This is a genomic window from Chryseobacterium sp. T16E-39, from assembly GCF_002216065.1.
GTDB lineage: Bacteria > Bacteroidota > Bacteroidia > Flavobacteriales > Weeksellaceae > Chryseobacterium.
The window spans coordinates 1,119,164-1,132,341 of sequence record NZ_CP022282.1 but is presented as its reverse complement, the minus strand read 5'-3'; the positions used below and the strand labels follow the sequence as shown (position 1 = coordinate 1,132,341).

Below are 13,178 nucleotides of genomic sequence, written 5' to 3'. Positions count from 1 at the left end.
CATCATGCTGGGGTTTTTATATAATTTAAATATTTTTTAACATTTTTTTAATATATGTTAAAAAAATAAGTTTTGCGTTAATTTATTTATTATTTTAGTTGCACAACTAAAAAATATAATATGAAATTAAAAATTAACTCTTTAGTGCTTGGTTGCTTACTTTCCTGTTCAACCTTTATGGCGCAGGAATCTTCTTTAAAAGTACCAGCACAAAAATGGATTAATGAAAACTCAAGAAATTTAGGAATTAAGAGTGATCAAATGATGCTAAGTTTTGTGAGAAAAGGAAATTCTGGTGAAACATTACGTTTTCAGCAATTCGTTAAAGATGTTCCGGTATTCCAATCCGAAATAATAATTCATTTCAATAAAGAAGGGAAAATCACTTATACTTCTACTGAGAACTTAAAAAAAGATATTAAAGATATCAATACAGTTCCTTCTATTAATGCCTCCGATGCGCTTCAAAAAGCACACATTGCATCAAAAACAAAAGGTAAAATCACTTTAGAGGAAAATAAATTATTTGTTTATTCCACACCGACAGGTGATACCAAACTAGTGTACAGAGTACTTACGAGTTCTCATGATAATCCAGGAAGTTGGCAAACAATTGTAGATGCTGAAAATGGAAATGTGATCAGTGTTGAGGACATTGCATTATATCATCATGATAAAAATGAGGAGCCAAAACCCGGAAAAAAAAATGCAAAAAAAGAAGTAAATAATAAAAAAGTTTTTGTTTCAGGCTCTGGTTATATTTTCAATCCGGATCCGCTTTCTAAAATGCAGGTTGCTTATGGAGGGCAATATGTAGATAATAATGATGCTACCAACGCAAGTTTGGATGCAGCAAGAACTTTGGTGACAATTCCTGAATTAGACTTTGCAGGCGGAATGTATAAGCTAAAAGGGTCTTATGCTGAAATTAAAGAATTAGAAACTCCTTCTACTGGATTGTTTACACAGGCAACGAATCAGTTTCTTTTTAATAGAAATGATCAAGGATTTGAAGCTGTAAATGCATATTGGCATATCGATAATAGTTTAAGATATATCAATGAAACATTAAATATCGTATGTAAGCCATTAACTAATGATGGAATATTATGGTACGATCCACATGGAGTAGATGGAGATGATAATTCTTATTATTCAAATGGCAGACTGGTTTTTGGTGAGGGATGTGTAGATGATGCAGAAGATGCTGATGTTATTTTACATGAATTAGGACATGGAGTACATGATTGGATTACGAATGGGAACTTATCTCAGGTTCAGGGGTTAAGTGAAGGTTGTGGAGATTATTGGGCTCAATCATACAGCAGAAGCCTTAACCAATGGCCATCATCAGCACCGCAATATAACTGGATGTTTAGCTGGGATGGGCATAATACATGTTGGGCAGGAAGAATTACAAACTATACGGTTTTATACCCTGGAACAGGAGCTATTCATACAAGAGGACAGATCTGGGCATCTGCTCTTATGAGAATTTATGACCAAATTGGAAGAGCAAAAACAGATAGGGCTTTTCTTGAAGGTTTAGCGGCAACAGGAGCTGCTACTAACCAACAGCAAGCGGCTATTGCTGTCAGACAGGCTGCTATTGATATGTTGGGACAATTTGGATTCAATTGTGGGGATATCGCAATCATGACACAGGAATTTACAGCGGCAGGTTATACTTTACCAGCTTATAGCTGTCAGTTGAGTGTCGATGATGTTGCTCCAAAGGAATTAATTGCGATCTATCCAAATCCGGTAAATGATATACTTACGGTCTCTTTAAAATTGAATAAAGAAGAGAAAGTAGAAATATACAATATGGAAGGCCGAAAAGTTTTAGAAAAGGTGATTGGAAATGGCAAAAATAAAATTGATGTTTCCGCTTTACAAACAGGAAATTACATGCTGAATATAAAAGAAATGAATTTGTCTACTAAATTTATTAAAAAATAAAGATTTAAAACCTATATAGAAAACCGGCATTTAGAGGCCGGTTTTTTTATGGGAAAACTCACGCCGGTTACTTTACTTGCACTCAACTAAAACTAAAATAGTATATTTGTACGAACTATATAGAAACCCAAAAAGAATGCTTGTAATAGGAATTGCAGGAGGAACAGGATCCGGCAAAACTACAGTTGTTGATAAGATACTTCAACAGCTTGATATCGAAGGAATGAACATCCTTTCTCAGGATAATTATTATCATGATAACCATAATTTAACTTTGACAGAACGCGAGGCTTTAAATTATGACCACCCAAAGTCTATAGATTTTGAACTGATGATAAAGCATGTAAAAGCTTTAAAGAATAATGAGCCGATAGAACAGCCTATTTATAGCTTTGTTACCCATTCCAGAACCGGAGATCATGTTACTGTAGAACCTAAAAATGTATTGGTAGTTGAGGGGATTTTAGTTCTTACTAATAAAGAATTACTGAAAGAATTTGACTTAAAAGTTTTTGTTCATGCAGATTCTGATGAAAGACTGATTAGAAGAATTAGAAGAGACACTCAAGAGAGGGGAAGAGATTTAAGTGAAGTTTTACATCGCTATCAAACCACTTTAAAGCCAATGCATCAGGAATTTATTGAACCTTCAAAAAATGAGGCGGATTTAATTATCCCCAATATGAGGCAAAATTCCGTAGCGATTGATTTTTTAACTACTGTGATAAAAAACTCGTTGAGAAAACACTAAAATGGCAAATAAATTAATTAAAGACATACAGCCCAAGTCTGAAGTCCTAAAAGTTCTTCAAAAATATATTATAAACAGATATTTCATTACGATCTGTTTATTTCTGGTCTGGATGATTTTTTTTGATAAAACCTCTTTTTTGGTAATTAATGAACTTAATGGGGAAATTAATAAATACCAGGAACAACTACAGTATTATAAAACGGAATATGAAAAGAATGATACGTTTTATAAAAAGCTGATGAATAACAAATCGGAAAAAGAAAAATACGCAAGAGAAAATTATTTTATGAAAAAGCCCGACGAGGAAATATTTATCCTGGTGGTAGATAGTACGCATATTTCTAAGAAATAAGATTCCTAATTTTAAACTTGCCAGCCCTTTAATCTTTAACTTTCAACTAAATGTCACATATCAATACACTTCCTCAATGGGAAGATTTAGTAAAAAAGCAACTTAAAACAGAAGATATTTACAGCATCCTGAAAAAAGAAAATTTAGAAGGGATTGTAGTAAAGCCTTTTTATAATTCTGTACATAAGCCTTTAGTCAATCTGCCAAAAGTTGAAGAAAGTACCCATTTAGTGGCTAACTATCATGAAAGTTTAGAGGAGGACGTTTTTGCATTTTTGTTGAACCAAAACGTAGAAAATCTTGAAGGGAAGACTCTTTTTGTTAATAATAAAGATCTTGCGGAACATATCAGTCCGAAAGATGAAGATCAATACTTCTCTTTAATTGATGTATTTGATGAAAAAGCAGGAACTATTAATGATCAGCTTGTTAAAGAATTATTAGCTAAGGATTTTAAAAGAAATATCTGTATTGATGTTTCACTTCACCAAAATGCGGGTGCTGCGATCTATCAGCAATTAGGAATTGCCTTGGCAAAAACTAAAGAACTTACTGAAATCTTAGGTGCTGATGTTTTAAATAAATTAATCTTTAGAATAGCGGTTGGAGGGAATTATTTCTTTGAAATGGCTAAAATAAGAGCATTTAAGTTGGTCTTTAACCAATTTTCAAGAGAGTATAATTTAGATGAAATTCCATATATTTTTGCAGAAACTTCTTTACGGAATAAAGCTGTTTCGGACAGTGAAAATAATCTTATCCGCTCTACATTAGAACTTGCTTCTGCTATGATAGGAGGTGCTGATGCTGTTTATAGCAATAACTATCTTGTTAATAGAAATACTGAAAATTCGGAAGAAATTTCTTTTAAGCAGCAAATTGTGCTGGCTTATGAAAGTATAATTAATGTTTTTGAGGATGCTTCTAATGGAAGTTACTATGTAGAAGATCTCACCATGCAAATTGCAGAAAGGTCATGGGCTTTGTTCGTGGAAATAGAAGATGGAGGAGGATATCTGGAATTAATGAAACAGGGAGTTGTTCAGAAAAAGATCTATGAACATGCTGTTGAGGAGCAAAAATGGGTAGAAGAAGGAAAAATTAAATTGATTGGCGTGAATCTCTATCCGAAATTAGAGGTTAAAAGACCCATTGAAGACTTATATAATGAGATGGAAATAAAGCCGGTTCGCTGGTCAGAAATGTTTGAATAATGAATGAGAAACTAATTGACTTATTCGAGTATACACACCATTTTAATCGGGAAATTATTAAGCTGATTAAAGAACATATATCGGAAGTTGATGATAAAACGCTGGCATTAATTAATCATACAATTAATGCTCAGCAAATTTGGAATGCAAGAATACTAGGAGAGCAGGCTTTTGAAGTATGGCAGATCAATCAGACAGATGACTTACAGGAAATCAATCATAAAAATTTTTTAACGAGTATTCAGATTGTTCAGAACTTTAATTTAGAAAACAGGATAGGTTATCAGAATTCGAAGGGAACAAAATTTGAAAACAGTATTTTTGAAATGCTTTTCCATGCGATCAATCATTCCACTTACCATAGGGGACAGATTAATTCTTTACTAAAACAAAATGGTATTGAACCTTTATTAACGGATTATATCTTTTATAAAAGATAATTTTAGTGTTTGATCATATATTAAAAAAAGAAGTTCAGGAGTTTATTGATGCAAATCTTCATTCGGATCTGCATTCATTACTGTTAAAAAAATCTCCATTTTCTGATGTTTCGATGCCGGAAATTGTTCAGCAAATAAAGGGGAAACAGGTAGCTCTTAAGAAATTTCCTTTTCTATTACGGGAAAATATTATTTTTCCTCCGCACCTTAACCTGGAGCAATCCTCTTCTGAGAAGACCGCTCTTTATAAATCAGAATTTTTAAAAGGACGGAAATTCATCGATCTTACCAGTGGATTTGGAATTGATGCTTACTATTTATCGCAAAATTTTAATGAAATCACCTTAATAGAACAAAATACAGAGCTTTTAAAAATTGTTGAGCATAATTGGGCTATTTTAGGGAAAAAAGCAGAATTCATTAATTTAAAGCTTCAGGATTTTCTTAATGAAAATAAAGAGAATTTTGATGTTATCTATCTCGATCCAGCAAGACGAGATGATCATAAGAATAAGGTTTTCCTTTTAGAGGATTTATCACCTGATATTCTGGAAATTCAGGATCATTTACTATCCATTTCAAATGATGTTGTGATAAAACTATCGCCATTAATTGATTTAAAATATCTGATATCTGTTTTAAAAAATGTTTCAAGGATTGATATTATTGCGGTAAAAAATGACGTTAAAGAAGTTGTTGTTTTATTATCAACTCATGGTTCACAGAAAATTGATTGCCACTGTGTGAATTTAGAAAGTGATGAATCTGATTTTATATTCCGGTTCGGAGAAGAAGAAAAAGCTCAGTCAGAGTTCTCAGAACCCGAGAGATTCATTTACTTACCCAATAATTCTATGTTAAAGGCTGGAGTTTTTAACCTCATTGCCGAAAAATTTGCGCTAAAGAAACTTCACCCCAATACACATATTTATACCTCTGGGAATAAAGTAGAACATTTTCCTGGAAGGGTTTTAGAAATGGAAGTTATTGAAAGCAAACACATTAAAAAGAAAGAGCAATTCAACATTATTTCTAAGAATTATCCGTTAAAACCCGAAGAAATTAAAACGAAATATAGTCTAAAGGATGGTGGTGAGCGGTATCTTATTTTTACCCAATCCAAAAAAGGTAAAATTATTCTAAAATCATTATAAAAATGTTGCCAAAGGATGCAAGATTTCTTAATTTTGGGCAATCTAAAATTTAAGTATGAAATCGCTGGTTGTTTAGATGATTTAGAATAAACTAAAAGAATGCGATTCCATATGACCTTTAAAAAAAATAAATTTTACATATGAAAAAATTAATTATATGTTTAGCCATTGCAAGTGTAGCTGTAAGTTGCAAAAAAATACAGGCTGGTGGAAATAAAAATACTTTAAAACTGGAAGAAGGAGCAGAAAGATATTCTGATGATAAGCAAGGAGGTGGAGAGGCTCACGGGCATGATGCTACAGCTGAACATAAAGAAAATGCTGTTGCTGAAAAGCACGAAACTGAAGCTCCGAAAGCAGATAGTACTGCCACAGCAAAACCTGCAGAAGCTGAAAAAGCAAAAGCTGAACACTAATTATTAGTAAAAAATATAAAAATGTCTTGCAGTATTGCAGGACATTTTTGTTTTAAAGGCTGATATTAACTGAATTTTTAGCAGGTAATCGGCGTCAGGAAAATTCTTTGTTTTTGCTTGCTGCTGCAGTCCATTTTTTTTAATTTTAACCAAACAAATTTTTACAATGCAAGAGACATTAAATTACATCAACGAAAACAAACAGCGTTTCGTAGATGAATTATTTGAATTATTGAGAATTCCGTCTATTTCTGCGGATCCTGCTTATAAAGAAGATGTATTGAAATGTGCAGAAGTATGTGCAACACATCTTAAAAATGCTGGAGCAGATAATGTGGAAGTATGCAAAACAAACGGTTATCCAATCGTTTTTGGAGAAAAAATATTAGATGGAAACCTTCCTACAGTTTTGGTTTATGGACATTATGATGTTCAGCCTGCAGATCCATTGGAATTGTGGAAAAAACCACCCTTTGAACCTTATATAGAAAAGACAGAACTTCATCCTGATGGAGCGATCTTTGCCAGAGGTTCAGCTGATGATAAGGGACAATTTTTTATGCATCTGAAAGCTTTTGAAGCAATGATGAAAACCAATGCTCTTCCTTGTAATGTTAAGTTTATTCTGGAAGGAGAAGAAGAGGTAGGATCAGTAAGTTTAGGAGATTTCGTTAATGAAAACAAGGAAAAACTGGCTTGCGATTGTATTTTGATTTCTGACACCCATATTTACAGTAACGAACAGCCTACAGTTACTACAGGATTAAGAGGGTTGAGTTATGTAGAAGTAGAAGTTGAGGGACCAAACAGAGATTTGCATTCAGGACTCTATGGAGGAGCGGTTCCAAACCCTATTCATGTCCTGTCAAGAATGATTGCAAAATTGATCGATGAAGACGGGCATATTACAATCGATGGATTCTATGATAATGTAGATGTCGTTTCAGATGAAGAAAGAGCTGAAATGAATAAATTAAAAGATAATCCTGATGAGTTTAAAAAAGCAATCGGATTAAGTGATATAGAAGGTGAAAAAGGCTATACAACCTTAGAAAGAACATCGATCCGACCTACACTGGATTGTAATGGAATCTGGGGTGGTTATACCGGAGAAGGTGCAAAAACAGTTATTCCTTCCAAAGCTTTTGCAAAAATTTCTATGCGTTTAGTACCTTATCAAACTCCTGAAGAGATTACTGAAAAGTTCACTAAGTATTTTGAAAAAATTGCTCCCGGTACTGTAAAGGTAAAAGTGACTCCACATCATGGTGGTATGCCTTATGTTTTACCAACCGATACTAAAGAATTTGCAGCCGCAAAACAGGCAATGGAATCTGCTTTTGGTAAAGAAGTACTACCTTACAGAGGAGGCGGAAGTATTCCAATTACCTCAATGTTTGAAAAGGTATTGGGAGCAAAGTCAGTTTTGATGGGCTTCGGTCTGGATTCTGATGCGATCCATTCCCCAAATGAACATTATGGATTGTTTAATTTCTATAAAGGAATTGAAAGTATACCATTGTTTTTCGAAAATTATTCAAAGTAAAAAATACTTTTGATAAGTAATTGTTATTAAATTACTAAATTAATATATAAGAGAATGTCATTATTGATGTTCTCTTTTTTTTGCTGTTATTTTAAACTAAAAAAGATAATTTTGGTTTATTATATGAATGTATTAAAATAAATGTAAAAAATATTATTTTTCACTTTGTGGTGCAATATGTTATTGATTTAATTACTTATGATACAGATTGTTTTTGATTGTATATTTTATGAGTTAAAATTTTTTTTAATCAATAAAAAAAAATATATTTACAAAATTAACTAAAAGTAATATCATGAAGAAAATCTTTACATCTTTAGCAGTTGTAGTGCTTGCAGGTATAAACCATGCTCAAGTAATTACACAAAATTCAACTCCAAACACGGTATCGCCAACTGGATCCGTAGCATGCGGTAACTCAGCAGAAGGTTACACTTCACAGAATTCTTATTACAGAGTATTTAAGTTATCAGATTTTGGAATAAATTATGCCTACAATGTTACTAATATTGCATTTGGGGTACAAACAGCAAGTGATACATTTCCAGTGACTGTTGATCTTTACAACTTAACAGGAACATTTCCAGCTGGAACTCAGACGCTTTTAGGAACCGCAAACGTAACTGTTGCTCCAGCAAATGTTGGATTAATGGTGAATACGGGAACGAGTTTATCACAGGTTGTTCCAGCAGGTGGTACGTTTGTTGTCAAGATATCTCATGATGGAAGTGCTGATGGGGTATCATTTTATATGGGATCTCATCCGGGGGCTCAGACAGGTTTGTCATATCTTTCTTCAGGAGATTGTTCTATTACGACTCCAATTGCAACAGGGACAGGGCCTTTAGCTAATTTTGCTTTAGCAAGATGGGTAATGACGGTAACTGGACAAAATAATTTAGGGGTTACTGAAGTGATCAATTCAAAAGACTTACAGGTTTATCCAAATCCGGTTCATGACATCTTGAAATTCAAATTTGGAAGCTCTCTAAAATCTGAAAACATCGATATTTATGATATGACCGGAAGAGTGGTTACTTCAGTGGCAAATAGCAAAAACGTTAATGAAGTAAATGTATCAAGCTATCCAAAAGGAACTTACATTTTAAAAGTTAAAGCAAGTGATGGAAAAGTATATATTCAAAAAATTATAAAAGAATAATTACTTATACATCTTAGATATACAAAAACGCTTCAATTGAAGCGTTTTTTTTGTTTGAATTTTGTGAAAAAAAGGCTGGGTAATGCTGAAAAACAAGATATCGATCGCTTCAATTTTATTGTATTTGCTCTAGTAGCAAGAAAGATACCTATGATCAGGTATTAATAATTACTCGTTTTTAGGTATTGGTAATTTATTCATACCAAAATATCTTTATAGTTGTTAAATCGTCTGGTCATAACGTTTAATGAGTGTGAAAATTAAACAAATGACTTATTAAAAATAGGATTAAACAAAGAGAGTGAGTTTTAAATTTATTACTGATAATCACTCTATGTATTTTTTCATTTCATAAGTATTCTTCTTAAACTTTTGTTGTTTTATCAATAAAGCTATTCACGGAAAGGAATCTTATGCTAAGAATGAATAGTTTAAACAATGCTATACAACTAAAAAGAATATATTATGAGAAAAGTTTTACTAGTTAGTGTCTTTTTATTTCAAACATTAAATGCCCAATCATTACAGGGTGATAATTTTAATTCCTATATTATAGGAAATGTTGGTACGACTATTACACCAACTACTGTGGGGCAAGGTGGTTTTCGTACAGATTTTGCCGGTGGTTCCAATTCAGATGCGCAGATTGTAAATATAGACGCTGCTCATGACAAGTCTTTGCAGCTTACTGGAAGTGCGAATGCAACACAAACAAAGTATATGTGGAAGGATGGGCTTCCTGCAGCGTGGGCCGCCAGAATAGCGGGAAATGATATTCTTAAGCTGGAATTTAATTTGTACACAGGAAGCGTTACCGGGGGGTCGGGTAGAGGAACTGTTTTAGTGTATGATGAGACAACCCATAAAACGCTGCTTGGAGCTGGATATGATTTTGCTTCACAAAGAGCTGTAGGCATAGCATATTATAAGAATGCTATTACTGGAACGACAGGGAATATTCTTTTTTATCTGGAGCCAAGTACCTATACTTATCCGGCAAATACATGGATCACATTAAAATGTACATTTAACAAAACTACAGGGGTGGTTACTTGGACCAGCCCGGGAGGTTTTATTTCCAGCCCTCCTGCAAATTATGTACCTGCTGCTGCAGGCATAGATCCTTTTGAAATGGATTTTGTTTCAGCGGTTGGTTCAGGAAATACAGTTTCCCATATTACTTCTTTTGATAATTATACACTAGTTGCCACTAATAATGCAGTATTGAATACAAAAGAAGCTGCTGTTGAAGAAAATAATATTCTGGTTTATCCTAATCCTGCAACTGATTTTATTACTATACAAGCAAAGTCGCAGATTACTAAAGTTGAAATTGTTGATAGAGCGGGAAGAAGTATAAATGCTAAACTAGATAACAATAAAATAGATTTGAAAAACCTTCTCCCAGGAACATATGTCCTTACAATTGAAACCGAAGGGGGTAAATTTTCTAAAAAAATCATTAAAAAATAAATTGCTGATAAATCTTAGTATATATAAAACGCTTCAATTGAAGCGTTTTCTTTATTTTAGAGAAATTAAAGTAAAACGTATGATTAAAAATAAAGTGGCCTATATCACTGGCGGAACGAAAGGGATAGGTTTTGGAATTGCTAAAATATTGCTCCAGAATGGAGTATCAGTTGCATTTTCGGGGCGCAAAAAAGAAGATGTGGTAGCAGCTGAAAATGAATTGCAACAATATTCCAGCCAGGTTTTGGGAATTGTTTCTGATGTTAGAAGTCTGGAAAGTGAAGAAGAAGCTATTAAATACATTGTAGAGAAATTTGGTAAGATAGATTTTGTTATCGCTAATGCCGGGTTAGGGATATTTAAGCCTGTAGATGAATTAACTATTGAAGAATGGAACTCTATGATAGAAACTAATTTAACAGGTGCTTTTTATACTTTAAAAGCTTCAGTAGGGGAGTTGAAAAAGACCGAAGGTTATTATATTACTATTTCTAGTCTTGCTGGCGCTAATTTCTTTGAAAACGGAACCGGATATAATGCCTCTAAATTTGGAGTGGTGGGCTTTACTCAGGCTGCAATGATTGATCTTAGAAAATACAATATTAAAACAACGGTCATCATGCCAGGTTCTGTTGCAACAAATTTCAATGGGAATGTTGTTTCGGAAAAAGACGAATGGAAAATTCAGCCGGAGGATATGGGGAATCTGGTATTGGATATTTTAAAAATGAATCCACGGGTTTTGCCTAGTAAGATAGAGTTTAGGGCGACAAAACCAGCGAAGTAAATACATTTAATGTATTGAATAATAAAATCATAAGTATTATGCATGCATAATATATTTTTTATTTATATTTACAGAAATTAATCAAACAAGATCTCTGCGTAAGAGTATAACGCTTTTATGCGATAAAAGGAGAAAAATAAAATAGTACACATGAAAATATTAGTTTGTATTAGTAGTGTTCCGGATACTACTTCCAAAATTAACTTTACAGCAGATAAATCTGCTTTCGACAAAAACGGAATTCAGTGGGTGATCAATCCACTAGATGAATTTGCGTTAACAAAGGCGGTTAAACTTCAGGAATCTCAGGGAGCTACAGTTACAGTAATTAATGTAGGAGATACTGCTACAGAACCTGTAATCAGAAAAGCATTGGCGATTGGCGCAAATGATGCTGTAAGAGTAAATCTTGATCCAAAAGATAGTTATTCAACAGCTAAAGAAATTGCAGCTGTTGCTCAAAGCGGAGGATATGATCTTATCCTTTGTGGAAAAGAATCAATTGATTATAATGGAGGTTCTGTTCCAGGAATGGTAGCTCAGCTGTTAAACCAGCCATTCGTAAATGCATCTGTAGGTTTAGATGTCAATGGGAGTGAAGCAACTGCTATAAGAGAAATTGAAGGAGGTAAAGAAACGATATCTGTAAAACTTCCTGCAGTTATTGCTGGACAAAAAGGATTAGTAGACGAGAAAGATTTGATTATACCTAATATGAGAGGGATCATGTCTGCAAGAACAAAACCATTGCAGGTTGTTGAGCCTACGTCTTATGAAGTGAAAGTTCAGGGAGTTTCTTATGACAGTGTTCCTCCAAGAGCTGCTGTGAAAATGGTTTCTCCGGATAATCTGGATGAATTGGTAAGATTACTTCATGAAGAGGCTAAAGTAATATAATCTCTTTCAATTATTAAATTTTTTAATCTTTAAATTTAAAAAAAATGGCAGTATTCGTATACGCAGAAAATATAAACGGAGTTTACAAAAAGGCAGCTTTTGAAGCAGTTTCTTATGCTAAAGCTATTGCTGATCAGGCAGGAGATACTGTTACAGCAATTTCTGTAAATCCTACAGATTCTTCAGATTTATTATATAAATATGGAGCATCAAATGTTATTAATATTAAAGACGAAGGTCTTAAAAACTTTTCAGCAAAAGCTTTCGCACAAGCGGTGAATGAAGTAGCTGATGGAAATATAATTGTTTTCCCACACACTACAGATGCTTCATCAGTAGCGCCTATGCTGGCTGTAATGAAGAATTATTCTTTAATTACTAATGTATTGGCAGCTCCTGAAAGTCTTTCTCCATTTCAGGTGAAAAGAAGAGCTTTCTCAGGAAAAGGATTTATGCATGCTAAAGCAGAAGGAGCAGGAGTAATCATCACGGTTTCTCAAAATGCTTTTGGTGTTAAAGAAAATGCAGTTTCCGGTTCTGAAGAAGTGAAAAATCTATCGGTAGCTAATGAAGATACCAAAGTGGTTTCTCATGAGCAAAGTTCTGGTAAATTAGACCTTAAAGAAGCTGAAGTTGTAGTTTCAGCTGGTAGAGGAATGAAAGGTCCTGAAAACTGGGGGATGATTGAAGATTTAGCAAATGTATTGGGAGCTGCTACAGCTTGTTCTAAGCCTGTTTCTGATATCGGTTGGAGACCTCACACTGAGCACGTAGGACAAACAGGTAAGGCAATTTCACCAAATCTTTACATTGCAGTAGGTATTTCGGGAGCGATTCAGCATTTAGCTGGAGTAAACTCTTCTAAAACTATTGTTGTAATTAATAGTGATCCTGAAGCTCCTTTCTTTAAATCTGCTGATTATGGAGTGGTAGGAGATGCATTCCAGATTATTCCTGCATTAACTGAAAAAATTAAGGCAATCAAAGGATAAAACTTAGTTTTATAATAAATAAAAAAATA

The 13,178-nt window shown here is 33.5% G+C and carries 13 protein-coding genes; all 13 read left to right on the top strand.

Annotation, left to right across the window (positions count from 1 at the left end; all coding sequences use genetic code 11):
- Positions 1-120: 120 nt before the first annotated feature.
- Positions 121-1,962, top strand: a complete 1,842-nt coding sequence (locus tag CEY12_RS04965; RefSeq protein WP_089026638.1) for a T9SS type A sorting domain-containing protein — start codon at positions 121-123, stop codon at positions 1,960-1,962.
- Positions 1,963-2,098: 136 nt separating this feature from the next.
- Entirely contained in the window at positions 2,099-2,713 is a 615-nt protein-coding gene (gene udk / locus CEY12_RS04960; RefSeq protein WP_089026637.1) for a uridine kinase, read from the top strand.
- Between the two features lies 1 nt (position 2,714).
- Positions 2,715-3,068, top strand: a complete 354-nt coding sequence (locus CEY12_RS04955) for an FtsB family cell division protein (protein WP_089026636.1) — start codon at positions 2,715-2,717, stop codon at positions 3,066-3,068.
- Between the two features lie 50 nt (positions 3,069-3,118).
- Positions 3,119-4,282: a methylmalonyl-CoA mutase family protein gene (locus CEY12_RS04950; RefSeq protein WP_089026635.1), complete on the top strand. Its 1,164-nt coding sequence runs from the start codon at positions 3,119-3,121 to the stop codon at positions 4,280-4,282.
- On the top strand, positions 4,282-4,722 hold the full coding sequence (locus CEY12_RS04945) for a DinB family protein (protein WP_089026634.1): 441 nt from the start codon (positions 4,282-4,284) through the stop codon (positions 4,720-4,722). The genes CEY12_RS04950 and CEY12_RS04945 overlap by 1 nt, the downstream gene beginning before the upstream one ends.
- A gap of 5 nt (positions 4,723-4,727) precedes the next feature.
- Positions 4,728-5,876, top strand: a complete 1,149-nt coding sequence (locus CEY12_RS04940; protein ID WP_089026633.1) for a THUMP-like domain-containing protein — start codon at positions 4,728-4,730, stop codon at positions 5,874-5,876.
- Positions 5,877-6,016: 140 nt separating this feature from the next.
- Positions 6,017-6,292 (top strand): hypothetical protein, encoded by a 276-nt coding sequence (locus CEY12_RS04935; protein ID WP_089026632.1) that lies wholly within the window; start codon positions 6,017-6,019, stop codon positions 6,290-6,292.
- A gap of 166 nt (positions 6,293-6,458) precedes the next feature.
- A complete protein-coding gene (locus CEY12_RS04930; RefSeq protein ID WP_089026631.1) occupies positions 6,459-7,838 on the top strand; it encodes a dipeptidase in 1,380 nt (459 codons plus the stop codon).
- A 295-nt stretch (positions 7,839-8,133) separates the two neighbouring features.
- Positions 8,134-9,000 (top strand): T9SS type A sorting domain-containing protein, encoded by an 867-nt coding sequence (locus CEY12_RS04925; protein ID WP_089026630.1) that lies wholly within the window; start codon positions 8,134-8,136, stop codon positions 8,998-9,000.
- A gap of 465 nt (positions 9,001-9,465) precedes the next feature.
- The gene (locus CEY12_RS04920) at positions 9,466-10,473 is read left to right on the top strand and encodes a T9SS type A sorting domain-containing protein (RefSeq protein ID WP_089026629.1); all 1,008 of its coding nucleotides are present in this window, start codon (positions 9,466-9,468) and stop codon (positions 10,471-10,473) included.
- A 79-nt stretch (positions 10,474-10,552) separates the two neighbouring features.
- A complete protein-coding gene (locus CEY12_RS04915) occupies positions 10,553-11,260 on the top strand; it encodes an SDR family oxidoreductase (protein ID WP_089029792.1) in 708 nt (235 codons plus the stop codon).
- A gap of 150 nt (positions 11,261-11,410) precedes the next feature.
- Positions 11,411-12,157: an electron transfer flavoprotein subunit beta/FixA family protein gene (locus CEY12_RS04910; protein ID WP_089026628.1), complete on the top strand. Its 747-nt coding sequence runs from the start codon at positions 11,411-11,413 to the stop codon at positions 12,155-12,157.
- Between the two features lie 44 nt (positions 12,158-12,201).
- Positions 12,202-13,149, top strand: coding sequence for an electron transfer flavoprotein subunit alpha/FixB family protein (locus tag CEY12_RS04905; RefSeq protein WP_089026627.1), 948 nt, complete (start codon positions 12,202-12,204; stop codon positions 13,147-13,149).
- Positions 13,150-13,178 lie beyond the last annotated feature (29 nt).

Bases quoted from the DNA above. Each gene is read 5' to 3' on its own strand.
- CEY12_RS04920 (WP_089026629.1), top strand. From the start codon at position 9,466: ATGAGAAAAGTTTTACTAGTTAGTGTCTTTTTATTTCAAACATTAAAT.
- CEY12_RS04925 (WP_089026630.1), top strand. From the start codon at position 8,134: ATGAAGAAAATCTTTACATCTTTAGCAGTTGTAGTGCTTGCAGGTATA.
- CEY12_RS04905 (WP_089026627.1), top strand. From the start codon at position 12,202: ATGGCAGTATTCGTATACGCAGAAAATATAAACGGAGTTTACAAAAAG.
- CEY12_RS04910 (WP_089026628.1), top strand. From the start codon at position 11,411: ATGAAAATATTAGTTTGTATTAGTAGTGTTCCGGATACTACTTCCAAA.
- CEY12_RS04945 (WP_089026634.1), top strand. From the start codon at position 4,282: ATGAATGAGAAACTAATTGACTTATTCGAGTATACACACCATTTTAAT.
- CEY12_RS04955 (WP_089026636.1), top strand. From the start codon at position 2,715: ATGGCAAATAAATTAATTAAAGACATACAGCCCAAGTCTGAAGTCCTA.
- CEY12_RS04950 (WP_089026635.1), top strand. From the start codon at position 3,119: ATGTCACATATCAATACACTTCCTCAATGGGAAGATTTAGTAAAAAAG.
- CEY12_RS04930 (WP_089026631.1), top strand. From the start codon at position 6,459: ATGCAAGAGACATTAAATTACATCAACGAAAACAAACAGCGTTTCGTA.
- udk (WP_089026637.1), top strand. From the start codon at position 2,099: ATGCTTGTAATAGGAATTGCAGGAGGAACAGGATCCGGCAAAACTACA.
- CEY12_RS04915 (WP_089029792.1), top strand. From the start codon at position 10,553: ATGATTAAAAATAAAGTGGCCTATATCACTGGCGGAACGAAAGGGATA.
- CEY12_RS04965 (WP_089026638.1), top strand. From the start codon at position 121: ATGAAATTAAAAATTAACTCTTTAGTGCTTGGTTGCTTACTTTCCTGT.
- CEY12_RS04935 (WP_089026632.1), top strand. From the start codon at position 6,017: ATGAAAAAATTAATTATATGTTTAGCCATTGCAAGTGTAGCTGTAAGT.